The 23,522-nt window shown below is 73.2% G+C and carries 22 protein-coding genes and 2 tRNA genes; 8 read left to right on the forward strand and 16 right to left on the reverse strand.

From position 1 onward, the window contains the following. Positions 1–97 precede the first annotated feature (97 nt). Positions 98–1,030, reverse strand: coding sequence for a hypothetical protein (locus ACFY0K_RS23985; protein WP_390641581.1), 933 nt, complete (start codon positions 1,028–1,030; stop codon positions 98–100). Further along, a complete protein-coding gene (locus tag ACFY0K_RS23990; protein ID WP_390641582.1) occupies positions 1,027–1,860 on the reverse strand; it encodes a phosphatase PAP2 family protein in 834 nt (277 codons plus the stop codon). Before ACFY0K_RS23990 ends, ACFY0K_RS23985 begins: the two co-directional genes overlap by 4 nt. A gap of 225 nt (positions 1,861–2,085) precedes the next feature. On the opposite strand from ACFY0K_RS23990, the gene ACFY0K_RS23995 reads away from it, so the two are divergent. Further along, positions 2,086–2,700, forward strand: a complete 615-nt coding sequence (locus tag ACFY0K_RS23995) for a TetR/AcrR family transcriptional regulator C-terminal ligand-binding domain-containing protein (protein ID WP_351955874.1) — start codon at positions 2,086–2,088, stop codon at positions 2,698–2,700. Positions 2,701–2,855: 155 nt separating this feature from the next. Here the strand turns inward: ACFY0K_RS23995 and ACFY0K_RS24000 are convergent, their stop codons facing one another. The 3 genes from ACFY0K_RS24000 to ACFY0K_RS24010 form a co-directional block, all read right to left on the reverse strand. Then, positions 2,856–3,944 carry a DUF2510 domain-containing protein gene (locus ACFY0K_RS24000; RefSeq protein WP_390641583.1) on the reverse strand — a complete coding sequence of 363 codons (1,089 nt, stop codon included), beginning with the start codon at positions 3,942–3,944 and terminating at the stop codon, positions 2,856–2,858. Positions 3,945–4,067: 123 nt separating this feature from the next. Further along, on the reverse strand, positions 4,068–5,210 hold the full coding sequence (locus ACFY0K_RS24005; RefSeq protein ID WP_390641584.1) for an anhydro-N-acetylmuramic acid kinase: 1,143 nt from the start codon (positions 5,208–5,210) through the stop codon (positions 4,068–4,070). Between the two features lie 16 nt (positions 5,211–5,226). Continuing rightward, positions 5,227–6,504 (reverse strand): MFS transporter, encoded by a 1,278-nt coding sequence (locus ACFY0K_RS24010; RefSeq protein ID WP_390641585.1) that lies wholly within the window; start codon positions 6,502–6,504, stop codon positions 5,227–5,229. Positions 6,505–6,685: 181 nt separating this feature from the next. Here ACFY0K_RS24010 and ACFY0K_RS24015 point away from each other — a divergent pair, with 181 nt between their 5' ends. Further along, entirely contained in the window at positions 6,686–9,367 is a 2,682-nt protein-coding gene (locus ACFY0K_RS24015) for an ATP-binding protein (protein ID WP_390641586.1), read from the forward strand. 98 nt (positions 9,368–9,465) lie between these two features. Here the strand turns inward: ACFY0K_RS24015 and ACFY0K_RS24020 are convergent, their stop codons facing one another. The 8 genes from ACFY0K_RS24020 to ACFY0K_RS24055 form a co-directional block, all read right to left on the reverse strand. Continuing rightward, a complete protein-coding gene (locus ACFY0K_RS24020; protein ID WP_390641587.1) occupies positions 9,466–10,257 on the reverse strand; it encodes an SDR family NAD(P)-dependent oxidoreductase in 792 nt (263 codons plus the stop codon). A gap of 49 nt (positions 10,258–10,306) precedes the next feature. Continuing rightward, positions 10,307–11,425, reverse strand: coding sequence for a 3-oxoadipate enol-lactonase (gene pcaD / locus ACFY0K_RS24025; RefSeq protein WP_390641588.1), 1,119 nt, complete (start codon positions 11,423–11,425; stop codon positions 10,307–10,309). Beyond that, the gene (gene pcaB / locus ACFY0K_RS24030; RefSeq protein ID WP_390641589.1) at positions 11,422–12,759 is read right to left on the reverse strand and encodes a 3-carboxy-cis,cis-muconate cycloisomerase; all 1,338 of its coding nucleotides are present in this window, start codon (positions 12,757–12,759) and stop codon (positions 11,422–11,424) included. The genes pcaD and pcaB overlap by 4 nt, the downstream gene beginning before the upstream one ends. Continuing rightward, positions 12,756–13,358, reverse strand: coding sequence for a protocatechuate 3,4-dioxygenase subunit alpha (gene pcaG / locus ACFY0K_RS24035; RefSeq protein WP_351955882.1), 603 nt, complete (start codon positions 13,356–13,358; stop codon positions 12,756–12,758). Before pcaG ends, pcaB begins: the two co-directional genes overlap by 4 nt. Before the next feature lie 6 nt (positions 13,359–13,364). Then, on the reverse strand, positions 13,365–14,138 hold the full coding sequence (pcaH, locus tag ACFY0K_RS24040; protein ID WP_390641590.1) for a protocatechuate 3,4-dioxygenase subunit beta: 774 nt from the start codon (positions 14,136–14,138) through the stop codon (positions 13,365–13,367). A 107-nt stretch (positions 14,139–14,245) separates the two neighbouring features. After that, positions 14,246–15,448, reverse strand: coding sequence for a thiolase family protein (locus ACFY0K_RS24045; protein ID WP_390641591.1), 1,203 nt, complete (start codon positions 15,446–15,448; stop codon positions 14,246–14,248). Beyond that, the gene (locus tag ACFY0K_RS24050; protein ID WP_351955885.1) at positions 15,445–16,089 is read right to left on the reverse strand and encodes a CoA transferase subunit B; all 645 of its coding nucleotides are present in this window, start codon (positions 16,087–16,089) and stop codon (positions 15,445–15,447) included. Before ACFY0K_RS24050 ends, ACFY0K_RS24045 begins: the two co-directional genes overlap by 4 nt. Beyond that, positions 16,089–16,844: a CoA transferase subunit A gene (locus tag ACFY0K_RS24055; protein WP_351955886.1), complete on the reverse strand. Its 756-nt coding sequence runs from the start codon at positions 16,842–16,844 to the stop codon at positions 16,089–16,091. Before ACFY0K_RS24055 ends, ACFY0K_RS24050 begins: the two co-directional genes overlap by 1 nt. A gap of 184 nt (positions 16,845–17,028) precedes the next feature. On the opposite strand from ACFY0K_RS24055, the gene ACFY0K_RS24060 reads away from it, so the two are divergent. Further along, on the forward strand, positions 17,029–17,547 hold the full coding sequence (locus ACFY0K_RS24060) for a MarR family winged helix-turn-helix transcriptional regulator (RefSeq protein WP_390641592.1): 519 nt from the start codon (positions 17,029–17,031) through the stop codon (positions 17,545–17,547). Here the strand turns inward: ACFY0K_RS24060 and ACFY0K_RS24065 are convergent. Continuing rightward, positions 17,517–18,518 carry a DUF3048 domain-containing protein gene (locus ACFY0K_RS24065; protein ID WP_390641593.1) on the reverse strand — a complete coding sequence of 334 codons (1,002 nt, stop codon included), beginning with the start codon at positions 18,516–18,518 and terminating at the stop codon, positions 17,517–17,519. The two genes, ACFY0K_RS24060 and ACFY0K_RS24065, sit on opposite strands and share 31 nt — an antisense overlap. A 99-nt stretch (positions 18,519–18,617) precedes the next feature. Beyond that, complete coding sequence (locus ACFY0K_RS24070) at positions 18,618–19,682, reverse strand: ATP-dependent DNA ligase (protein ID WP_390641594.1); 1,065 nt, start codon at positions 19,680–19,682, stop codon at positions 18,618–18,620. A gap of 118 nt (positions 19,683–19,800) precedes the next feature. On the opposite strand from ACFY0K_RS24070, the gene ligD reads away from it, so the two are divergent. Beyond that, positions 19,801–20,820 (forward strand): non-homologous end-joining DNA ligase, encoded by a 1,020-nt coding sequence (ligD, locus tag ACFY0K_RS24075; protein ID WP_390641595.1) that lies wholly within the window; start codon positions 19,801–19,803, stop codon positions 20,818–20,820. A 109-nt stretch (positions 20,821–20,929) separates the two neighbouring features. Then, positions 20,930–21,958, forward strand: a complete 1,029-nt coding sequence (locus ACFY0K_RS24080) for a LacI family DNA-binding transcriptional regulator (RefSeq protein WP_390641596.1) — start codon at positions 20,930–20,932, stop codon at positions 21,956–21,958. Between the two features lie 18 nt (positions 21,959–21,976). Here ACFY0K_RS24080 and ACFY0K_RS24085 read toward each other — a convergent pair whose 3' ends face one another. Continuing rightward, positions 21,977–22,768: a VOC family protein gene (locus ACFY0K_RS24085; RefSeq protein WP_390641747.1), complete on the reverse strand. Its 792-nt coding sequence runs from the start codon at positions 22,766–22,768 to the stop codon at positions 21,977–21,979. 259 nt (positions 22,769–23,027) lie between these two features. On the opposite strand from ACFY0K_RS24085, the gene ACFY0K_RS24090 reads away from it, so the two are divergent. From ACFY0K_RS24090 to ACFY0K_RS24100, 3 genes are all read left to right on the forward strand, one after another. After that, entirely contained in the window at positions 23,028–23,282 is a 255-nt protein-coding gene (locus ACFY0K_RS24090; RefSeq protein ID WP_177232852.1) for a WhiB family transcriptional regulator, read from the forward strand. A gap of 65 nt (positions 23,283–23,347) precedes the next feature. Continuing rightward, a tRNA-Gly gene (locus ACFY0K_RS24095) sits at positions 23,348–23,419 on the forward strand. A gap of 11 nt (positions 23,420–23,430) precedes the next feature. Further along, positions 23,431–23,502, forward strand: a tRNA-Ala gene (locus ACFY0K_RS24100). Positions 23,503–23,522 lie beyond the last annotated feature (20 nt).

Consider the following 23,522-nt stretch of genomic DNA (forward strand, 5'->3'; position numbering starts at 1 on the left):
CGCGCCCCTTCGGGGGCGCGTCGCCCCTTTAGGGACTCAGGGAACTGCGCGACCGGCCCCCACGCAGCCGTGCCGACCGACGCGGCCTGCCGCGGCACTAGAGAGCGGTCAGCTTCTTCGGTTCGGGTGATTGCCGGGGAAGAAGGGTCGGGTCCAGGGCCAGGACCGCTGCCACCGGGTGTTCGTCGTCCGGTTCGACGACCGGCGCCTGCGGTGTCACCCGGGTCAGCAGGACCACGCCCCAGGAGGCAAGGCCCGCGCCCGTCAGGGCGAGCAGGATGCCCCAGACTCCGTCCTGGAGGCCCTGGCCCAGCAGGGTCAGGCCGATGACCGCCGCGGCCACCGGGTTGGACAGGGTGACGACCGCGAGCGGGGCGCCGAGGCCGCCGCGGTAGGCCGTCTGGGAGAGCAGCAGGCCGCCCACCGCGAACGCGGCGACCAGCAGGGCGACCACGATCACCTCGACGCTCAGGGCCGGACCCGAGCGGTCCGTCGCCGCCACCGTCACCGTCTGGGTGAGGGCCGAGGCGACGCCCGAGGCGAAGCCGGACGCGGTCGCGTGCCGCAGGCCGGGGCGGGTGCCGGGGCGGGACAGGACGCCGATCAGGGCAGCCGTCGTACCGGCCACCGCGAGGGCCTCGGTGAGGCTCAGCACCTGGTGGGGTGCGGGTCCTGAGGCTGTGACCAGGAGGGCGCCGAGGCCCAGCAGGGTCAGGGCGGTGCCCCGCCACTCGGTGGCGGTGACCCGGCGACCGGCCGCCCGGGCGCCCATCGGCACGGCCGCCACGAGGGTGAGTGCACCCAGCGGCTGGACGAGGGTCAGCGGGCCGTACTTCAGGGCGACGACGTGCAGCAGGGCGGCGCCGGCGTTCAGTCCCACCGCCGCCCACCAGGCGCCGGAGCCGAGCAGCCGCAGCAGGCCCGCGCCGGCGGTCTTCGCGGCGAGGCGTTCCTGGGCCACGGCGGCGGCCGCGTAGGCGACGGCCGAGACCAGGGAGAGGACGACGGCGACCAGGGCCGCGGCGCTCATCGGCCGGCCCCCACCAGTGCGGGCTCCTCGGAGACCAGGCGCCGGGTGCCGCGCCCGGCTGTCGTGGCCGTGCGGTGCGGCGAGCGAAGCGAGGTGGGGGTCCCCCCGGACGAAGTCTGGGGGCGGATCAGGGCGAGGGCGGAGCCGAGCATCGCGGTGGCGATGATCGCGTCCAGCCAGTAGTGGTTCGCGGTGCCGACGATCACGAGGAGGGTGATCGCGGGGTGCAGCAGCCACAGCCAGCGCCAGCGGGAGCGGGTGGCGACGATCAGGCCGATCGCGACCATCAGGGCCCAGCCGAAGTGCAGCGAGGGCATCGCCGCGAACTGGTTGGAGAGGTGGTCGCTGCTCGGCGGGCCGTAGACCGAGGGGCCGTAGACCCGGGCGGTGTCGATCAGGCCGCTCGCGGCCAGCATCCGGGGCGGGGCCAGCGGGAAGGTGAAGGGCAGCACCAAGGCCGCGGCGGTCACCAGGGCCAGGACCCGGCGGGCCCAGACATAGTGCGCGGGGCGCTTCAGGTAGAGCCAGACCAGGAAGGCCAGCGTGGCCGGGAAATGAACGATGGCGTAGTAGGTGTTGGCCAGGTGTACGAGGGTGTCGCCGTGCAGCAGTGCGGACTGCACGTCGACCTCCGAGGGCAGGTGCAGCGTCCGTTCCAGGTCCCAGATCCGGTGGGCGTTGTGCAGGGCCTCGGCGGTGTGGCCGGTGGCCAGCTGCCGCCCGAACTTGTAGACGAGGAAGAGCCCTGCGACGAGCAGGAACTCACGGACGAGCGGCGGCCGGGCTATCGCGCCCGGCTCCGCTGAAGCAGGCTCGGACTGGGATCTCATCCCAGGCCCCCCTCACTGACGGTGGTGCTGTGCGAGTCCCGGACGGTGGCCCGAACTCTTCGATACGGAAGCGTACCGATACGCCACTGTACCGATACGGTCGAGTACCGGTACAGTGGCGTATCGATAGACGTAGGCCACACTGGTTGTAGGTTTCCGCGCCGGCCGAACGGCGGGCGGGGCGGAAGTGATCCGCACGTGAGGAACGAGTGAGGAGCAGGGCACATGACGTCGCAGGCCGCGGACGGACCGGACATGGTCGCCGCCTCGCGCCGCTCCAAGATCACGCCGGAGCGTGAGCGGGAGTTCTTCGACGCCGTGCTCGAACAGATCCGCGAGTGCGGCTACGACTCCGTCTCCATGGAGGGGGTCGCCGCGAGCACCCGCTGCAGCAAGTCGACGCTCTACCGGCAGTGGAAGACCAAGCCGCAGTTCGTCGCGGCCGCGCTGCGGGCCAACCGTGAGGTGCGCTTCGCCGGCGTCGACACCGGGTCACTCGCCCAGGACCTGCGCGAGGTCGCGCGGGCCGCGGGCGACTGGTCGCGCAAGGACACCAAGCTGCTCTCCGCGCTGGGGCACGCCGTGCACTCGGACGAGGCACTGGCGCAGGCGCTGCGCGAGGCGCTCGTGGAACCCGAGATCGCGGCGCTCCAGCAGATCCTGCGCCGCGGGGTCGAGCGGGGCGAGGTGCCCGAGGGGCATCCCGCGCTGGACTACGTGCCCGCCATGATGTTCGGCGTGCTGCGGGTGCGGCCCGTGCTCACCGGCGAGTACGCCGACGCCGACTATCTCGTCCGCTTCGTGGAGGCCGTCGCGCTGCCCGCACTCGGACTGACCTAGGACCCAGGCCGCCGTCCACGGGATGACTGGACGGCGACCTGCTCGCGCCGCACCGTGGGGACGGGGGCGGCGCGCACCCCCCCGGCCGGGTGGGGTGCCCCTTTGAGCGGAGGGGCGCTCCACCCGGCCGACTGCTGTTCCGGGACCGGTGCGGGTCAGACGTTCGAGCCGCTGCCGCTGCCCGAGGACACCTTGATGCCGCTGGTGATGGTGTCGATGATCGACTCCTTCTGGCCGACGTCGACACCGAACCGGACCACCACGATCTGCTGGGCGTTCGCGGGCGACGGGAAGGCCAGCGACTCGACGTAGCCGTCGGCGCCCTTGCTGGTGATCGCCTTCCAGCGGACCAGGTACCCCTTCTGCCCGGCCACGGTGACCGCCTTGGAGGCCAGCACCTCGTGCGAGGTGATCGCGCCGTAGGTCTTGCCGCCGTATGAGTCCTTGGCGTTGGCCGCGATGTCCGCCTTGGCGACCTCCTCGGCGGTGTCCCCCTTGGTGCCCAGCACCACCGCGGGCGCCGAGTAGGCGCCGCCTGCGGTGCAGCTCTTCGAGGTGTCGCCCGGGCACTTGTAGGAGTCGTCGGAGCTGACATTGGCGCCGTATTCGATCGCCTGCCCGGTCCAGCCGTCCGGTACCGGGATGCTGATGGCGTTGATCGAGTCCGACACCGTGCCGCCGCCCTTGACCTTCGGCGCCTCGGACTGGCCCGGCGACGGCGACGCGCCCCCGTCGGTGCCGCCGGACCCCGAGCCGCCGCCCGACCCGCCGAACGGGAAGCCCTGGCCGCCGTTCTGACCGCCGCTCTGCCCGCCGTTCTGCCCCTCGGGGCCGCCCTGGCCGAACCCGCCCTGACCGCCCGGGCCCTGCTGCGAGGCCTGCTGGCCGTCGCCGCCGCCGTTGGCGGTCAGCGCCCACGCGCCGACCCCGATCGCGGCGAGGACCGCCACGGCGACGCCGACGGCGATGCCGGTACGCAGCCCGCGCCGGGCGGGGGCCGGCGGCTGCGCCGGGTACCCCGGATAACCCGGGTACGCGGGGTAGGCCTCGCCGGCCGGATACGCCGGGTAGGCCGGCTGTGCCCCGTCGGCCGGCGGCTGCGGCGGGGGACCCCAGTCGGCGGCCGACCCGGCGGGCCGGGTCTGCTCCGTCCAGGCCTTGCCGTCCCACCAGCGTTCGGTGGCCGGACCGTCACTTGTCTGCCCGGGATCGGGATACCACCCGGGGGGAGTCACCTGCGTCATGCTCCTACCGTATGAGGCATCGGTGAAAGTCGGATGAGAGGATCCGGCGATGTTCGGCCGAGGCGGAACGGCACACCTCGGTCGAGCGGATCCGCACCCCCCGTTCGAGCGGACCGGCACAGCTCATTCGAGCCGCAGCCGGACCGGTGGCGCCGGTGCCGGCGGCGGCAGACGCAGGCCGTTCCGTCCCGGGGTGAGCGAGCCCAGGACGCTCGGGTGGCGGGCGCCGGTGGCGGCCGGGGCCGTTCCCGCGAGGCCGTGTGCGGTGAGGAAGCCGAGGACCGCGAAGGCGTACGCCTCCTTCGCCGCCGCGGGCAGCCCGAGTTCGTCCGAGAGGCGCACCGGGATCTCCGGGAGCAGGCCGCGCAGCGTCCGCATCAGCACCGGGTTGCGGGTGCCGCCGCCCGACGCGACCACCTCCGTCGCCGCCACGCCGCGCACCGCGTCCACCACCGTCCGGGCGGTGAGATGGGTGAGGGTCGCCAGCGCGTCCTCGGCCGACAGGCCCTCGGGCGCCCGCCAGTACCCGGCGTGGAACAGCTCCTTGCCGGTCGTCTTCGGCGCGGGCAGCGCGTAGTACGGCTCCGTCAGCAGCTCTTCGAGCAGCGGCCCGTGCGGACGGCCGCGCGCCGCCAGCGCCCCGTCCACGTCGTACGCCAGCCGGCCGCCGGTGAACTCCCGGACCGCCGCGTCCAGCAGCGCGCACCCGGGTCCGGTGTCGAAGGCCGTGCCGTCGGGCGCGGTGAGGTTGGCGATCCCGCCGAGGTTCAGTGCCACCGGCCTCCCCGGCCGCCCGCGCAGCCACAGCAGGTCAACCAGGCTGACCAGCGGAGCACCCTGCCCCCCGGCCGCCACGTCCCGCGACCTGAGGTCGGCGACGACCGGCAGCCCCGTCGCCTCCGCGATCCACGCCGGCTGCCCGAGCTGCAACGTGCCGTGCACCCGGCCGCCGTCCACCCAGTGGTAGACCGTCTGCCCGTGCGAGGACACCAACTCGGCCCGCCCGCCGCACAGTTCACGATCGACCCGAACCGCGGCCGCCGCGAACGCCTGTCCGATCCGGGTGTCGAGCAGACACACCCGCGCCAGCGGCACGGCGGACGGCGGCAGCGCCCCCGCGAGCGCCTCCCGCAGCTCCTCGTCGTACGGCGTGCTCACCATCCCCAGCGGCTTCAGCAGCAGCGTGCCGTCCAGCAGCCGCAGCTCGGCCGCCGCCGCGTCCACCGCGTCGTACGACGTCCCGGACATCAGGCCGATCACCAGCATGGTCCCAACCCGCCTCTCAACCCGCCTTCGTCCGCGGCGGCCCGAGCAGCGCGAGCACGCTGACCGCGCAGGTCGCCGCCGCGTAGTAGCCGGGAACGTCGAGGTTCCCGGTGCGCCGTACCGCCTCCGTGATGATGAGGCCCGCACAGCCCGAGAACACGGCATTGGACAGGGCGTAGGCGAGTCCGAGGCCCGTGCAGCGGGCCCGCGCCGGGAACATCTCGGCCAGCAGCGCGGGCCCCCCGGCCATCAGCCCCACCACCGCGCCCGCTCCGCACAGCGCCGCGCCCTTCACGGCGGCCGGGGTCCCCGGGTCCCGCAGGAGGTGGAGCAGGGGCAGCGCCAGCAGCACCACGAGCCCGGCGCCCGCCAGCATCACCGGCCGCCGCCCCACCCGGTCGCTGAGCAGCCCCGCCGGCAGGATCGCCGCCGCGAACCCGAGGTTCGCCACCACGGTCGCCAGCAGCGCGGTGCGGAAACCGGTGTGCAGGGCCGCCTGGAGGTACGACGGCAGCACCACCAGGAAGGTGTAGCCGGCGGCCGACCAGCCCATCACCCGGGCGACGGCCGGCGCGATCGCCCGCACCGGCACCCGCACCGCGCCTACGGTGTCCGCGGTCGGCTCCCGGAACTGCGGCGTCTCGTCGAGACCGATCCGCAGCCACAGCGCCAGCGCGCCCAGCGGCAACGCCAGCAGGAACGGCAACCGCCACCCCCAGGAGCCGAACTGATCAGCTGTCAGGAACACGGACAGTCCCACCGCCACCCCCGCCCCGCCCAGCAGCCCCAGCGCCACGGTGAACGACTGCCACGCCCCGTACAGCCCCCGCCGCCCCGGCGGTGCGAACTCGGTCAGCATCGCCACCGCCCCGCCGAACTCACCGCCCGCCGACAGTCCCTGAACGACCCTCAGGAACGTCAGCAGCCACGGCGCGAGCGCACCGGCTTGCGCGTACGTCGGCAGCACGCCGATCAGCGCCGTCGCGCCCGTCATCAGCGCCACCACCAGGATCAGCACCGGCCGCCTGCCCAGCCGGTCCGCCAGCCGGCCGAACAGCGCCGCGCCCAGCGGACGGAAGAAGAACGCCAGCCCGAACGAGGCGTAGGTGCGCACCAGACCCTCGGCCGCGCTGCCGCCCGCCGGGGTGAAGAACCGATCGGCGACGACGGTCGCGACATAGCCGTAGACACCGAACTCGTACCACTCGATGAAGTTCCCCACCGAGCCCGCCGCCAGCGCCCGGAGGGGCCGGTTCCGCTCGCGCACTGCACGGTCTTCGAAAGTCAGCCTCATGTTCCTGCCCGTTGACGGTCCGTTCGGTGCACAGCGGCAGGTCGGGGCCGTTCCGCGTCGCCGGGCCGCACCCGCTTTCACCCGTCGCGGCCACAGCTGCCCGGACCCGCCTCCGGACAGCCAACAGGACGGCTACGCTCGTGGTCTGTACGTCGTTCGGGCGACTTGGGGAGGTAGCAGGATGACGGAGGAGCAGCCCCCGGGAGGCGTCCCGGCTCCCCTCTGGGAGCGCGAGGAGGAGATCGCCGCCGTCACCGAGGCCCTCGATCTCCTGTGCGCCGACCGTTCCACCGCCGGGAACCTGCTGGTGATCCGCGGTGAGGCCGGGCTCGGCAAGACCGCGTTGCTGGCCGAGACCCGCCGCATCGCCGAACGCCGTGGCTGCACCGTCTGGTCCACCCGCGGCGTGGAGACGCTGCGCAGCGTCCCCTTCCACGTGGTACGGCAACTCCTCCAGCCCGCCCTGGTCTCCCTGCTGCCCGAGGAGGCCCGGGAGTACCTGGGTGACTGGTACGAGATCGCCGGCCCCGCCCTGGGCATCACCGACCCCGGCGACCGCCAGGCCGACCCGCAGGGCGTCTGCGACGGCCTGGTCGCCGCCGTCCGCCGGCTCGCCAGACGCGACTGGCCGCTGGTCCTGCTGATCGACGACGCGCACTGGGCCGACCAGGAGACGCTGGCCTGGCTGGCCGCCTTCGTCGAGCGCCTCGACGACCTGTCCGTCCTGGTCCTGGTGGCCCGGCGCCCCGGCGAGGTCAGCGGCGACGGCGCCCGCCACCTCGACGCCGTGGCCGCCGCGGCCGGCCGCCCCGTCCGCACCATCAGCGCCCTCACCCCGGACGCCACCGCCGGCCTCACCCGGGCCACCCTCGGTGAGCACGCCGACGCCCCGTTCTGCCGCGAGGTCTGGGCCGTCACCGGCGGCAACCCCTACGAGACCGTGGAACTCCTCGCCAAGGTCCAGGACAGCGAACTCGAACCCGTCGAGGCCCGGGCCGGTGAACTGCGTGCCCTCAACCGGTCGGCCAGGGGCGGCGGACTCGTCACCCGCCTCGAAGGCCTCGGCGTCGACGCCACCCGGTTCGCCTGGGCCGCCGCCATCCTCGGCACCGGCATCTCCGTCGACCTCGTCGCCCAGCTCGCCAGCATGGCCGTGGACGACGCCGAGCGCTGCGCCGAACTCCTGCGCACCGCCCGTATCCTCACCGCGCCCGACCCGGCCGGCTCCCGGCACCGCACCGGTGACCTGGAGTTCGTCCACCCGCTGATCGCCACCGCCGTCTACAACTCCATCCCGCCCGCGATGTGCACCGCCATGCACGGCATCGCCGCCCAGATCGTCCTGGACGACGGCCGCGGCATCGCCGAGGCCTCCCGCCACCTGCTGAAGGTGCACCCGGACGACGACGAGGAACTCGTCGAACAGCTGCGGGACGCGGCCAAGGAACACCTCGCCGTCGGCGCCCCGGACGCGGCCCGCCGCTGCCTCGAACGCGCCCTGCGCGAACCGCCCCTCCCCGACGTCCACGCCCGCGTGCTCTACGAACTGGGCTGCGCGACCCTGCTCACCAACCCCGCCGTCACCATCGGCCACCTGCGGAGCGCTCTCGGCATGCCCGGCCTCTCCGGTCCCGAACGCGTCGACGCCGTCTTCCGGCTCTCCCAGGCCCTTCTCCACAACGACCAGCTGGAGGAAGCCGTCCGCACGGTCGAGGCGGAGGCCGCCCGGCACGAGGAAGGACCCGCCAGGCTCCGGCTCCAGGCCGTCCAGTTCATGTGGGAGGGCATCGCCGGCGAGGCCGTCTCCGCACGCCGCTCCGAACGGCTCGCCGACCTGGCCGCCACCTGCACCGGCCGCTACAACTCCGAGCGCGCCCTGCTGATGCTGCGCGGCTTCGACCTGCTGATACAGGGCGAGAGCGCCGAGGAGGTCGTCGAGCTGTGCGACCGCGCCCTCGTCAACGGCCGGCTGGCGCCCGGTCTCGGCTGGACCGACACCGAGTGGGGCATCGAGCTCCTGCTGATGCTCGCCAACTCCTACGTGTACACCGATCGGCTCGACCGCGCGGAGAGCCTGTACAACGAGGCCCTGCGCGCCTACGAGTCCTCCGGCTGGAGCGGCGGCCACCTCGCCCTCGCCCATGCCTATGTCGGGCTCGGCCACCGCAGGCGCGGCCGGCTGCGGGACGCGGAGACCTCGCTGCGGGAGTCCCTGCGGATCGCCGAGCGGGTCGGCCGCCGGCTGCCCCTGTACTGGACCGCCACCTGCAACCTCGTCGACACGCTGCTCGCCCGCGGCCACGTCCAGCAGGCCTGGGAGACCGCCGAACAGTACGGCTTCGCGCCGCCGTACCCCTCCACGATCGTCATGCCGGACCCGCGGTCGGTGCGCGGCCGGCTGCTGCTTGCCGTCGGGCGCACGGAGGAGGCCGTGAACGAACTGGAGGCGGCGGAGAAGGCGGCCGCCGCGCGCGGCCACTTCAACCCCGTGGTCGTGCCCTGGGCGCTCGACCTCGCCCGGGCCCTCGCGAACGAGGACCCGGCGCGGGCGGCGTACCTCGCGAGTGACGCGCGGCGGCAGGCCGAGCGGTTCGGCACGGACACGGCGATCGGCGAGGCGCTGCGGTGCGCTGCCGCGCTGGAGACCGGGCAGCGTCAGGTGCGGCTGGCCTCGCAGGCCGTTGCCTATCTGGAAGCGTCGCCGTGCCAGTACGAGCATGCGGCGGCTCGGGTGGAGTACGGGATCGCCGCGCGGTCGGTGGCCGAGCTGAACCGGGGGCTGGCGCTGGCCCGGTCCTGTGGGGCCGATGGGCTGGTTGCGCAGGCTCGGGAGGTGCTGGATACGGGAAGGGGGCTGCGGTGACAGGTGCGTTGCGGGGTGCGGGTGCGTGGGGGCTGATCGCGCAGTTCCTCCCCCAGCCTTCGGCCGGGGGTACCCCCAGCGCCCCTAAAGGAAGGGCGCTACAGAGCAAGTAGTTGATCAGTGACCGCCGCCAGGCGTTTCTGTACCTCTCGGCTGTATGTCGCCTCGTGCGCCCTCGCGGGACTCGTGCCGTCGAAGTAGCCGCCCGTTCCCAAGTCCTGTGTGGCCAGGGCCAGGACGCCCGGGGCGCCGTCCGCCACCGTGCTCCAGGGCGCCACACCGCCCTCCCGCACCATCGCGGTGTCCATGAAGGTCGCCGGGTGCAGGACGTTCACCGAGACGCCCGTGTCCGCCAACTCCTCCGCCAGCGCGAAGGTGTGGGCCGCCAGCGCGAACTTGGCCCGGCAGTAGGCCGCGAAGCCCTGGTAGCCGCGGGTGAATTCGGGGTCGTCGAAGTCGAGGGGCTCCTGGCCCGCCGATCCGACGTTCACGATGCGGGCGGGGGTGTGCGTGCGCAGCACCGGGAGCAGAGCGTGCGTCAGGGCAACCGGGGCCAGATAGTTGACGGCGAGACGCAGTTCGTGGCCGTCGGCGCTCAGCTCGCGGCCCGAGCCGGGCGTACCGGCGCCGACACCCGCGTTGTTGATCAGTACGTCCAGGTCGGGATGTGCGTCGGCGACCCGCGCGCCCAGCTCGCGGACCTGCGCCAGCGAGGCCAGGTCCGCGACGAACGCCTCGGCTTCGCCCTCGGTACGCAGCTCCCCGACCAGTCGCTCGGTACGGCCGGGGTCGCGGCCGTGCGCCAGGACGACATGGCCGGCGCGGACCAGTTCGAAGGCGACGTACCGGCCGAGCCCGGAGGTGGCACCTGTGATCAGGATGGTCGACATGCCCCCACCGTAGGCACAGGGCCCGCTCCTGTGCCTGTCCCCGGCAGTGTCACCCTTCCTCTTCCGCCAGCACCCGCTGGGCCGTCGCGAACGCCGAGTTCGCCGCCGGGACCCCGCAGTACACGGCGGTCTGCAGCAGCACCGCGCCGATCTCCTCCGGCGTCAGCCCGTTGCGCCGGGCCGCCCGCACGTGCATGGCCAGCTCGTCGTAGTGGCCGTGGGCGACCAGCGCGGTGAGCGTGATCATGCTGCGTTCGCGGCGGGAGAGCGTGGGGTCGGTCCAGATCTCGCCCCACGCGTAGCGCGAGATGAAGTCCTGGAAGCGGGCCGTGAAGGGGGTCTGCCGGGACTGGGCGCCGTCCACGTGGGCGTCGCCCAGCACCTCGCGGCGCACCGCCATGCCGCGCCTGGCGCCCCCGTCGAGGTGGGAGCGGAGCGCGGTCAGGACGGCCTCGGGGCACTGTGCGGGCGCCAGATGAGCGGCGCCCGGCAGCTCGACCAGCGTGGCCGCGGCGACCGCGTCCGCGATCTCCCGCAGGTGCGGCGGCGGGGTCGCGGTGTCCTGACGGCCGGCGATCAGCAGGGTGCGCACGGCGATCTCGCCGAGCCGGTCCCGCAGGTCGAAGGCGGCCAGCGCGTCGCAGCAGGCGGCGTACGCCTCGGGGTCGGCCGTCCGCTGGTCCTCGACCAGCCGGGGCACGGTGAACCCGGGGGTGAACCAGCGGCCGGGGGCGTTCTCCGCGAGCCACTCCACGCCCTCCCGGCGCACCCGTTCGGCCCGCTCCTCCCAGGCCCTGGAGCCGCCGAAGTGGGCCGAGGAGCAGATCACCGCCAGGCTCTCCAGCCGGTCCGGGTGGTGGACGGCCAGGTGCAGGCCCACGGCACCGCCCAGCGACACCCCCGCGTACGCGAACCGCCCGATGCCGAGCGAGTCGGCGAGCGCGAGCACCAGCTCGGCGATGTCGCCCACGGTCGCCCCCGCCTTGATCAGGCCGGGTGCCGAACCGCCGTGCCCCGGCAGGTCCCAGCGCACCACCCGGTGCGTGACGGACAGTTCGGGCGCCACGGCGTCCCACAGGGCGTACGAGGTGCCGAGCGACGGCCCGAGGAGCAGCACAGGAGCCGAAGCGGGGCCCTCGACACGGTGGTTGAGGAGGTTCTCGGTCAACGTCGCTCCAGAGCACGGTCGGTGAGCACACCGGCGGAGCCGGTATAGCGGGCGGGATCGGTCAGGCTGTCGAGATCGACGTCCTTCAGGCCGGGTTCCCCGGCGAGGAGTTCACGCAGCGTCCGGTGCTCGGTGTGGGCTCGGCGGGCCAGCTCGGTGAGCAGCTCCTTGGCGCGGGCCCGGCCGAGCGCGGGGGCCAGCTCGGCGGAGAGCCGCTCCGAGACGATCAGCCCGCCTGTGCGGCCGAGGTTCCGGCGCATCGCCTCCGGGTGCACCCGCAGCCCCTCCGCCAGCTCCGTCGCGTCCCGTGCCGCACCCCCCACGGTCCGCAGCAGATCCCGCAAGGGCTCCCACTCGGCGTGCCAGGCACCGGCCGGCCGCTCGTCCTCCGCGGCCATCGAGCCGTACAGGACGGCCGAGAGCTGCGGGGCCCGCCGCGCGGCCGCCGCGATCAGCGTGGCGCGCACCGGGTTGGCCTTGTGCGGCATCGCCGAGGAACCGCCCCCGCTGCCCTCGGAGACCTCGCCGATCTCGGTACGGGACAGGACCAGCACGTCCGCGGCGATCTTCCCCAGCGCCCCGGCCGTGAAGGCGAGGCACCCGGCGAGGTCGGCGACCGGCGTGCGCAGGGTGTGCCACGGCAACAGGGGTGCGGCAAGCCCCAGTTCACGGGCGTACCCCGCGGGCAGCTCCTCGGCGTGCGCCGCGCCGTACGCCCCGAAGGCGGCCAGCGTGCCTGCCGCGCCGCCCAGTTGGGCGGGCAGCGACCCCCGCACCGGTGTGACGCGGTCCCGGGCGTCGAGAACCAGCGAGCGCCAGCCGGCCGCCTTCAGCCCGAACGTCGTCGGTACGGCGTGCTGGGTGAGCGTGCGGCCCGGCATCGGCGTGTCGCGGTGTTCGGCGGCCAGCCCGGCCAGGGCCTGTGCGGTGCGGTCCAGGTCGGCGAGCACGAGGTCCAGGGTGCGGGCGGCGACCAGCATGGCCGCCGTGTCCATGATGTCCTGGCTGGTCGCTCCCCGGTGCACGTACGGCCCGTACTCGGCGCCGGCCGCCTTCGTCAGGTCGGCGACCAGGGGGATCACCGGGTTGCCGCCGGCGCGGGCACGCTCGGCCAGGGCGCCGACGTCGTAACGGCCGGGGTCGGCCGCCTCGGTCACGGCCGTCGCGGCCCCGTCCGGGACCAGGCCCAGAGCGGCCTGGGCGCGGGCGAGGGCCGCCTCCGCGTCGAGCAGCGCCCGCAGAAAGGCGCTGTCGCTCGTCGCGGCCGCGGCGGCCGAACCGGACCACCCGGGACCGAGCAGCCCGGCGTCACCGCCATGATCCACTGAACTCACTGGAACTCCAGGAAGACCGTCTCGCCCTCGCCCTGAAGGCGGATGTCGAAACGGTAGGTCCCCCGGCCCTCGTCGGCGGCGATCAGCGTGTCGCGTCGCTCGCCCACCCGGGTGAGCAGCGGGTCGGCGGCGAGCGCCGCGTCGTCGCCCGGGAGGTAGATCCGGGTGAACAGGTGCACCAGCAGCCCGCGCGCGAACACGCACACGCTGAGGTAGGGCGCGCTGCCGCCGCGGGCGCCGGGCCGCAGCGTCCGCGCGTACCAGTGGCCGTTGGTGTCCGTCTGGATCCGGCCCCAGCCGGTGAACTCCACGCCGTTGCGGCCGAGGTAGTCACCGGTCGCCGGGTCGCGGCGGATCGAACCGTCGGTCGTGGACACGTTCCCGTCCGGGTCGGCGCCCCACAGCTCGACGAGCGCGTCGGGCAGCGGGGTGCCCTCCCCGTCGTAGACGTACCCGTGGACCGTGACCGTGTCCGGGTGCCCGAGGGGTGCGATGTCCTCACCGCCGCGGAACGGCAGCGCGTAGCCGTAGAACGGGCCGACCGTGTGCGACGGGGTGGGCAGCACGTTCCCCGGGCTGCTCGTGTCGATCTTCGTCATGGCAGGTCAGCGTCCCTCTTCGAGCCAGGTGGCGTGCGGGCCGTCCAGCACGATGTCCCAGTGGTAGCCCATCGAGAACTCCGGCACGGACAGGCTGTGGTCGTAGGTCGCGACCAGGCGCCGGCGGGCCGAGTCGTCCGTCACCGACTGGATGATCGGGTCGTACGGGAACAGCGGGTCGCTCGGGAAGTACATCTGCGTCACCAGCCGCTGCGTGAACGCCGTGCCGAACATCGAGAAGTGGATGTGGGCCGGGCGCCACGCGTTGAGGTGGTTGCGCCAGGGGTAGGGGCCCGGCTGGATCGTGGTGAAGCGGTAGCCGCCGTCGGCGTCGGTGATCGTACGGCCGACCCCCGTGAAGTTCGGGTCCAGCGGGGCGTCGTGCTGCTCGCGCTGGTGGGCGTAGCGGCCGGCCGAGTTGGCCTGCCAGATCTCGATCAGCTGCCCCCGCACCGGCCGGCCGTCCCGGTCCAGGAGCCGCCCGGAGACGGTGATCCGCTCGCCGACGGGCTCCCCGCTGTGCTGCCGGGTCAGGTCGTTGTCTATCCCGGTGATGTCCCGCTCCCCGAACGCGGGGGAGTGCAGCTCCACCAGCTCCGGGTCCTGGGCCGTGTCGATCGCGACCAGCGGCTGCTTCGGATGCCGGAGCACGGAGGACCGGTAAGGGGCGTAGTCCCTGCGGGGGTGATGCTCGACGGGGGCTCCTTCGTCGACACCCTTCTCGTAGTCGGCGTGTTTGGCGGCGATTTCGACGTCGATGTCGGCCTGGGTGAGTGTCATGAAAGTCCTAGGTGCGGGCGCCCCGTCAGGGGCGCGGGGCTTTATAGATGTGCGGCTCCGCCGCGTGGGCGCGACCAGCCACAACGCACCCGCAGGTGCCCTACGGCCTATCGCTCGAGAACGAGCGCGAGCCCTTGCCCGACGCCGATGCAGAGGGTCGCGACGCCGGTGCCGGAGCCGCGTCGTGCGAGCTGGTGGGCGACGGTGCCGGCGAGCCGGGCGCCGGAGGCGCCGAGCGGGTGGCCGAGCGCGGTCGCGCCGCCCTGTGGGTTGAGGATCGCCGGATCGAACTCCGGCCACTCGGCGACACACCCCAGCACCTGCGCCGCGAACGCCTCGTTGAGTTCGAGGACGTCGAGGTCGGCGAAGGTCTTGCCGGCCTTGGCCAGGGCCCGGTTGACGGCTTCGACGGGGGCGAGGCCGAAGTAGTCCGGGTCGATCCCGGACACCCCGGTCGCGCTGACCCGGGCCAGCGGTTCCCGCCCGAGTGTCTTCAGCCCCTCCTCGTCGGTCAGCAGCAGGGCGGCGGCTCCGTCGTTGAGCGGCGAGGAGTTGCCGGCCGTGACGGTGCCGCCCTCGGTGCGGAACGCCGGCCTCAGTTTCGCCATCGCGGCGAGGGAGGTGTCGGGCCGTACGCTCTCGTCGGCGCTGAAGGGGACCGGGTCGCCCTTGCGCTGCGGGACGGGGACGGGCGTCAGCTCGGCGTCGAACAGGCCCTGTTGCCGGGCGGCGGTGGCCTTCTGGTGGGAGGCGAGGGCGAACTCGTCCTGCTGCTCGCGGCTGATCTTGTGCTTGTCGGCGATGCGCTCGGCCGACTCGCCGAGCGGGATGGTCCACTGCGGCGGCATCTTCGGGTTGACCATGCGCCAGCCGAGCGTGGTCGAGTAGAGCTCGGCGTGTCCGGCGGGGAAGGGCCGGTCGTTCTTGGGCAGCACGTACGGCGCCCGGGTCATCGACTCGACGCCGCCGGCCACGGCGACGGAGGCGTCGCCCACCGCGATGGCGCGGGCGGCCTGGATCACGGCTTCGAGGCCGGAGCCGCACAGCCGGTTGACGGTGACGCCCGGCACGGACGTGGGCAGTCCGGCGAGGAGGGCGGCCATCCGGCCGACGTTGCGGTTCTCCTCGCCCGCGCCGTTGGCGTTGCCGAAGTAGACGTCCTCGATCCGGGCCGGGTCCAGCTGGGGGGTGCGGGCGAGGAGTTCACGGATGGCGTGGGCGGCCAGGTCGTCCGGGCGCACGCCGGCGAGCCCGCCGTTGTAGCGGCCGATCGGCGTCCGGACCGCGTCGACGATGTACACGGTGTTCACAGCAGGCCCTCCGGGACAGTGAGTTTCGCGTCCGTCTTGGCGATGATCTCCTCGGCGCCGACCCCGGGTGCGGTCTCGACGAGGACGAGCCCCTCGTCGGTGACGTCGAGGACGCCCAGGTCGGTGATGATCCGGTCCACGCACGCCTTCCCGGTCAGCGGCAGCGCGCACTCGGTGAGGATCTTCGCCGAGCCGTCCTTGGCGGTGTGGGTCATCACGACGATCACCCTGCGGGCCCCGTGCACCAGGTCCATGGCCCCGCCGATCCCGGTCACCAGCTTCCCCGGGACCGCCCAGTTCGCCAGGTCCCCGCCCGCGGAGACCTGCATCGCACCGAGCACGGCGACGTCGATGTGCCCGCCGCGGATCATCGAGAACGACAGCGCCGAGTCGAAGAAGGACGCGCCCGGCAGGACCGTGACGGTCTCCTTCCCGGCGTTGATCAGATCCGGGTCGACCTGGTCCTCGGTGGGGTAGGGGCCGGTGCCCAGGATGCCGTTCTCCGACTCCAGGACCACCTCCACCCCCTCGGGCAGGTGGTTCGGGATCAGCGTCGGCAGCCCGATCCCGAGGTTGACGTACTGCCCGTCCTCCAGCTCGCGCGCCGCCCGCGCGGCCATCTCCTGGCGCGTCCAGGCCATCAGCTGCTCACCGTCCGCTGCTCGATCTTCTTGTCCGCCGCCTGCTGCGGGGTCAGGGCCACCACCCGCTGCACGAAGATCCCCGGTAGGTGCACCGCGTCCGGATCGATCTCCCCGGGCTCCACGAGTTCCTCGACCTCGGCGACCGTGACCTTCCCGGCCATCGCCGCGAGCGGGTTGAAGTTACGGGCGGACTTGGCGAAGACGAGGTTCCCGTGCCGGTCGCCCCTCGCCGCCCGCACCAGCGCGAAGTCGGTACGGATACCGTGCTCCAGCACGTACTCGGTGCCGTCGAACTCCCGCACCTCCTTCGCCGGCGACGCCAGCGCCACCGAGCCCGTGCCGTCGTAACGCCAGGGCAGCCCGCCCTCCGCGACCTGCGTCCCCACCCCCGCCGGCGTGTAGAACGCGGGAATCCCCGCACCACCGGCGCGCAGCCGCTCCGCCAGCGTGCCCTGCGGGATCAGCTCCACTTCCAGCTCACCCGCCAGATACTGCCGCGCGAACTCCTTGTTCGCCCCGATGTACGACCCCGTCACCCGCGCGATCCGCCCGGCCGCCAGCAGCACCGCCAGACCCGACTCCATCGCCCCGCAGTTGTTGGACACCACCGACAGGCCGCCCACACCCCGCTCGTACAACGCCCCGATCAGCACGTTCGGCACACCACTCAGCCCGAACCCACCCACCGCCAAAGACGCGCCCTCCGGCACATCGGCCACCGCCTCCGCGGCAGTGGCAACCACCTTGTCCATCCCTGAAGCCTCATCTCTCAGCGAATTAATCAGGGCACTGAGTATTTCAGCGAGATGTCTGCCACGCTGCCACTGGCGTCGGCACCAGTCAAGACCTCACCCGATGGTGGTCGGGTGTACAGACAGGACGGGTGGCCGCGGGTATCGTTCAGTGCACCTACGAATTCGGACCACGGGAGCGCATATGGCCGCGGTGGACCTCACCACCCACCCCGGGCACCTGGCCCGGCGGCTCCAGCAGGCCCACTACCTGCTGTGGAACACGATGGTCTCCGAGGAGATCACCTCGCCGCAGTTCGCCGTGCTGAACGCGCTCGTCGCCGAGCCGGGACTGGACCAGCGGACCGTGGGGGAGCGGGTGGGCCTGGACCGGTCGACCATCGCCGAGGTCATCAGCCGACTGGACCGGCGCGGGCTCCTCGACAAGGTGCGCGACCCGCAGGACGGCCGCCGCTTCCTGCTGCGCCTCACCGACGAGGGAGTGCGGGTCCACCGCAAGCTGAGCGTGCGCACCGCCCGGATGAACCAGGTCTTCCTGGCCCCGCTCTCGACCGCGGAGCAGACCCAGTTCTTCGACCTGATCCAGCGGGTCTCCGATGCGGCGGAAGGCCTGCGCAATCCGGCGGAGCCGCTCGCCTCCCGGGGCGTGAGCAGCGCCCGTGCGGCGGAGCCTCAGGACTTCGCGAACACCACCCACACCTGACCGTCGGCGAAGTTCACCGGGCTGCCGTCCGCGGTCGTGAACGTCGTTCCGCCGGTGGCCGCCGGGCGCGACCAGGTGGCTTCGAACGACCGCCCGTCCCTGAGGACCTCCGCCTTCCCCGAACCCACCGTCTCGGTGAACGGTGTGTTGTTGCCGAGGACGTCGTGGTACTCCGACGGCCGGACCCGCACGTGCTGCACCACGACCGTCGCCGCTGCCAGCCGGTTGCCCTTCGTCGTCGTCGCCGGCGTGCCGTCCATCGACACCAGCCAGCGGTTCCGGTCGCCGGACCAGGTGAAGGTGAAGCGGGCTGCCGGGTACCGCACGGTGCGTGATGCGGTGATCGTGCCGCCTGCCGGGGCCGGGCCGTAGCGGAAGCCGGTGGTGAGCGCCGCCCTGCCGGGCGCCCCGTCCGGCATCAGCTTCGCCGGACGGAGGTACAGGTTGTGCGGGGCCGGCCGGCCGCTGCCCCGGTGGTAGGCGCCGGACGCCTCCGCGGGCGACTCCGGCCGCAACGGCGCCCGGTCGATCAGGGGGAGCAGTTTCTTCTGGGCGCCGGAGAAGGCGAGCGTCGGCCGGGTGAACTGGCGCAGCAGCTCCAGGTCGGACTCGCGGACGCTGCGGACCGGGCCGATGACCTCGGGGAGCTTGGTGGCGTACACCGCCATCAGCCGGCTGAGGCCGCCTTCCACCTGCTCCGCGTACACCAGGTCCGCCGAGTCCAGCCCGGTCTGCGGGCGGGCCGCGGCCACGTTGTCGATCTTCACGGCGAGGACGGATCCGGTGGCGGGCTGTCCGCTCGGTGCCGGGGTGCCCTCGGTCGGCGTCGGGGTGGCCCGTGGTGCGCGGCCGTCGTCCGCCGTGCCGTGCCGGGTGCAGCCCGCCGTGAAGGAGGCCGTCGCCGCGACCGCCGCGAGTGCCGCCGTCAGCACGGTCCGGCGTGTCGGCGCCTCGTGTCGTCGCGTGTCCACCGCTGCCCCCCTCTCGCCCCACCCCGTTCGCACTCTTGACTGATTGTGTGCTCAACAGGTCAGCGGGGGCCATACCCGGTCGAAAGAGAGCGGTGGCGGTCAGGACCCCAGGATCTCCGCCAGGTCGTAGCGCACCGGCTCCTCCAGCTGGGCGTAGGTGCAGCTCTCCGGCGTGCGGTCCGGGCGCCAGCGGCGGAACCGGGCCGTGTGCCGGAAACGGGCCCCGTTCTCCATGTGGTCGTACGCCACCTCGGCCACCCGCTCCGGCCGCACCGGCACCCAGGACAGGTCCTTCTTGCCCGACCAGCGGCTCGGCGCGCCCGGCAGCCGGGCCGACTCGTGCGCCGCCTCCTCCGCCCAGGCCGCCCACGGGTGCCCGGAGACGTCGGCCATGCGCAGCGGCTCCAGCTCCTCGACCAGCTCGGCCCGCCGCTTCATCGGGAACGCGGCCGACACACCCACGTGCTGGAGGGCGCCCCGGTCGTCGTACAGGCCCAGCAGCAGCGAGCCCACCACGGGGCCGCTCTTGTGGAAGCGGTATCCGGCCACCACGACGTCGGCCGTCCGCTCGTGCTTGACCTTGAACATGGCACGCTCGTCCTGGCGGTAGTGCAGGTTGAGCGGCTTGGCGACGACCCCGTCGAGGCCGGCCCCCTCGTACTGCTCGAACCACTGCCGGGCCACCTCGACATCGGTGGTGGCCGGCGCCAGATGCACCGGCGGGGTCACGCCCGTCAGGGCCCTGGTGAGCAGGGCGCGGCGGTCGGTCAGCGGGACGTCGAGGAGGGACTCGTCGTCCAGCGCCAGCAGGTCGAAGGCGACGAAGGAGGCGGGCGTCCGCTCCGCCAGCGTGCGCACCCTGGAGTCCGCCGGGTGGATCCGCTCGGTCAGCGCGTCGAAGTCGAGCCGGCCCTCCCGGGCGATCACGATCTCCCCGTCCAGCACGCACCGCTCGGGCACCCGCTCCTGCAGGGCCGCCACCAGCTCGGGGAAGTACCGGGTCAGCGGCTTCCCGGTACGACTGCCCAGCTCCACCTCGGCGCCGTCCCGGAACACGATCGCGCGGAAGCCGTCCCACTTCGCCTCGTACTGCATGCCTGGCGGGATCGTCGCCACCGACTTGGCGAGCATCGGCTTCACGGGCGGCATCACCGGCAGATCCATGCCACGACTGTACGAGCGCTCCCGGGCGTCCGCTCGTCGCGCGGCACGCTTCGGTACGGACCCGGGGACCGTGTCGAGCCGATATGCGCGGTGGGGGTGGTGCGCCTACCGTGGCCGCATGGGCGATGCGGTGCAACTGGAGGTGGCCGGCCGGACCGTACGGCTGTCCAGCCCGGACAAGGTGTTCTTCCCGGAGCGCGGTTTCACCAAGCTGGACGTCGCCCGCTACTACGCGGCCGTCGCTCCCGGCATCCTGCGCGCCCTGCGCGACCGCCCCACCACCCTCCAGCGTTACCCGGACGGCGTCGAGGGCGAGTGGTTCTACCAGAAGCGCGCCCCCAAGGGCATGCCCGACTGGATTCCCACCGCTCACATCACCTTCCCCAGCGGCCGTACCGCCGACGAGATGTGCCCCACCGAGGAGGCGGCCGTGGTGTGGGCCGCGCAGTACGGCACGCTCACCTTCCACCCCTGGCCGGTGCGGCGCGGCGACGTCGACCGTCCCGACGAACTCCGTATCGACCTCGACCCGCAGCCCGGCACCGACTTCGCCGACGCGGTCCGCGCCGCCCACGAACTGCGCGCCGTCCTCGACGAGTTCGGCGGACTGCGGGGCTGGCCCAAGACCTCCGGCGGCCGGGGGCTGCACGTCTTCGTGCCCATCGAACCCCGCTGGACCTTCACCCAGGTCCGGCGCGCAGCCATCGCCGTGGGCCGCGAACTGGAACGCCGCATGCCGGACCGGGTGACCATCAGGTGGTGGAAGGAGGAGCGCGGCGAGCGCATCTTCGTCGACTACAACCAGACCGCCCGCGACCGCACCATCGCCTCCGCCTACTCGCTGCGGCCCCGCCCGAACGCCCCAGTCTCGGCGCCGCTGCGCTGGGAGGAGGTCGACGACGTGCAGCCCGCGGACTTCGACCTGGTCACGATGCCCGCCCGGTTCGCCGAACTCGGCGACGTGCACGCCGACATGGACGACCACGCCTACTCCCTCGACGCCCTCCTGGAACTCGCCCGCCGCGACGAGGACGAGCACGGCCTCGGCGACCTGCCCTATCCGCCGGAGTACCCGAAGATGCCGGGCGAGCCCAAGCGCGTCCAGCCCAGCCGGGCACGGCCCGAAGAGCCTTCCTGACGACGGGAGTCGGCAACGTCCCGGCCGCGGCGCCCGGTGCGGGCGCTCCGGCCGCCTCCCCGGCGCCCGGGACTATGCTGATCGCCAGCCGCCGAGGAGGAGGGCCGAGGTGTCCGAGGCAGTGTCGCGCCCCACGCTGGAGGCCGTGGCCGCGCGGGCCGGGGTGTCCCGGGCCACCGTGTCACGGGTCGTCAACGGCGGGGACGGCGTGCGCGAGCCGCTCGTCGAACGGGTGCGGCGGGCGGTCGAGGAACTCGGCTACGTCCCCAACCAGGCGGCCCGCAGCCTCGTCACCAGACGGCACGACGCCGTCGCCGTCGTCATCGCCGAGCCGGAGACCCGGATCTTCACCGACCCCTTCTTCGCCCTCCAGCTGCGCGGCATCAGCAAGGAACTGACCGCCCACGACAACCAGCTCGTCCTCCTGCTCACCGAGGGACGGGACGACCACGCCCGGGTGGCCCGCTATCTCGCCGGCGGCCATGTCGACGGCGCGCTGGTCTTCTCGCTCCACCTCGACGACCCGCTGCCCGGCCTGATCGAGGGCGCCGGCGTCCCCACCGTGTTCGGCGGCCGGCCCGGCTGGAGCGACGGCACGGACAGCGCCGTGTACGTCGACTGCGACAACCGGGGCGGCGCCGAGGACGCGGTGCGCCACCTCGTCGGCCTGGGCCGGACCCGGATCGCGCACATCACCGGCCCGTTGGACCAGACGTCGGCGGCCGACCGGCTGCAGGGATACCGGGACGTGATGGGGGAGACCGATCCCCGGCTGGTCGTCGCCAGCGACTTCACCCCCACCGGCGGTGAGCGGGCCATGGGCGAACTCCTCGACCGCTGCCCGGACGTGGACGCCGTGTTCGCCGCCAACGACCTCACCGCGCTCGGTGCCCTGCGCGTCCTGCGCGAGCGCGGCCGCCGGGTGCCCGAGGACGTCGCCGTGATCGGCTTCGACGACGTGCTGCCCGTCGCCGAACAGACCGAGCCGCCGCTGACGACGGTCCGTCAGGACATCGAGGAGATGGGCCGGTTGATGGCCCGCCTGCTGCTGTCCACCCTGACCCGCGGCGGGCCGGCGACCGGCGCGCCGTCCAGCGTCGTCCTGCCCACGACGCTGATACGGCGCGCGACCGCGTGACGGGCCCCGGCTCCTGCCTCAGGTCTGCTGCGGTTCGCTCCTGATCACCGCGAAGCGGGCGCCGTACGGGTCGGCCAGCTTCGCCATCCGGCCCACCCCCTCCAGGGTGGTCGCCGGCATCCGCACCCGGCCGCCCGTCTGCTGGGCCTTCTCGACCACCGCGTCCGGGTCCTCGACCTCGAAGTACGGCAGCCAGTACGCGCCGGCCTGCGCCTCGGCCGGGTCCTCGGCCAGCGGCACCATTCCGCCGAACACCGACGCGTCGTCGCCGCCCGCCGGGTTGACACAGGTGTAGGTGCCGCCGGGGAAGGGCACGCCGGAGGTCTCCAGACCGAGCACCTTGTGGTAGTAGGCGGCGGCGGCCGCGATGTCCGGGGTGTACAGCTCGACCCAGCACAGCGAACCCGGTTCCCCGGCCACGTCGACGCCCTTGGTCGCCGCCGGCTGCCAGATGCCGAAGGGCACCCCCGCCTGGTCGGTGAGGACCGCCAGGTGGCCCTGGCCCAGCACGTCCATCGGCTGCGCGAGGACACCGCCGTGCGCCTGCTCGGCCGCCTTCGCGGTGGCCTGCGCGTCCTCGCTCTGGAAGTACACCGTCCAGGACGGCGGGCCCTGCTCCGGGCCGGTCTGCATACCGCCGGCCACGGTCCGGCCGTCCAGCTGGAAGAAACCGTAACCGCCGGCGTCGGGACCCGCCGACTGGAACTGCCAGCCGAAAAGACCGTTGTAGAAGGAGACGGCGCCGTCGATCTCGGGCGTGCCGAGGTCGATCCAGTTGGGAGCACCGTTGACGAAACGGGTGGTGAGCATCATCGCCCTCCTCGGAAGGGTCCTGTCCTCTGCTGCGCCGAGTCTTCCACCGCCCACTGACAATCGCTGCCCGCCCACGCCCACCGCGGCCCGGTTACCGTGGGTCACCCGACGCAATCGCCGAGTTTCGGATCCGTTCCGCGCGCCGCCGTGCGCGGGCGTGGCGGGCGGGAGCATGATCGAGGCTGAAGTGCTCTGCCGCCGGGGCGTTGAGCAGGCGTTGATCGAACGTTTTTCGCCACCCGGCACGATCCTGGCCATGCACTTCGACACCGTCATCCCGCCCCGCACGCCCGTCCCGGCCTGGCAGGCGCAGGCGTTGTGCGCGCAGACCGGGGCGGACTTCTTCTTTCCCGAGCCCGGCAGTTCGGTACGCGAGGCCAAGCGCATCTGCGGCATGTGCGAGATGCGTGCGGCCTGCCTGGAGTACGCCCTCGACAACGACGAGCGCTTCGGCGTCTGGGGCGGCCTGTCCGAGAAGGAACGCCTGGATCTGCGCCGCGCCTCCCGCTGAACCGGCCCGCCGGGACAATGCGGTACGACCGTAAGCCCGGCCCCGGATACCATCCGGGGACGCGGCCGGACGTAGCGCAGAGGCAGACGCACCGCCTTGCCAAGGCGGACACGCCGGTTCGAATCCGGTCGTCCGGGCCGCGTGACGAGGTCCTGTAGAGCAGAGGCAGACTCGCCGTCATGGCATGACGGATACGCCGGTTCGAATCCGGCCGGGACCACGCTACGGCGGACACGGGGC

Source organism: Streptomyces sp. NPDC001507, from assembly GCF_042894765.1.
Taxonomy (GTDB): Bacteria; Actinomycetota; Actinomycetes; order Streptomycetales; family Streptomycetaceae; genus Streptomyces.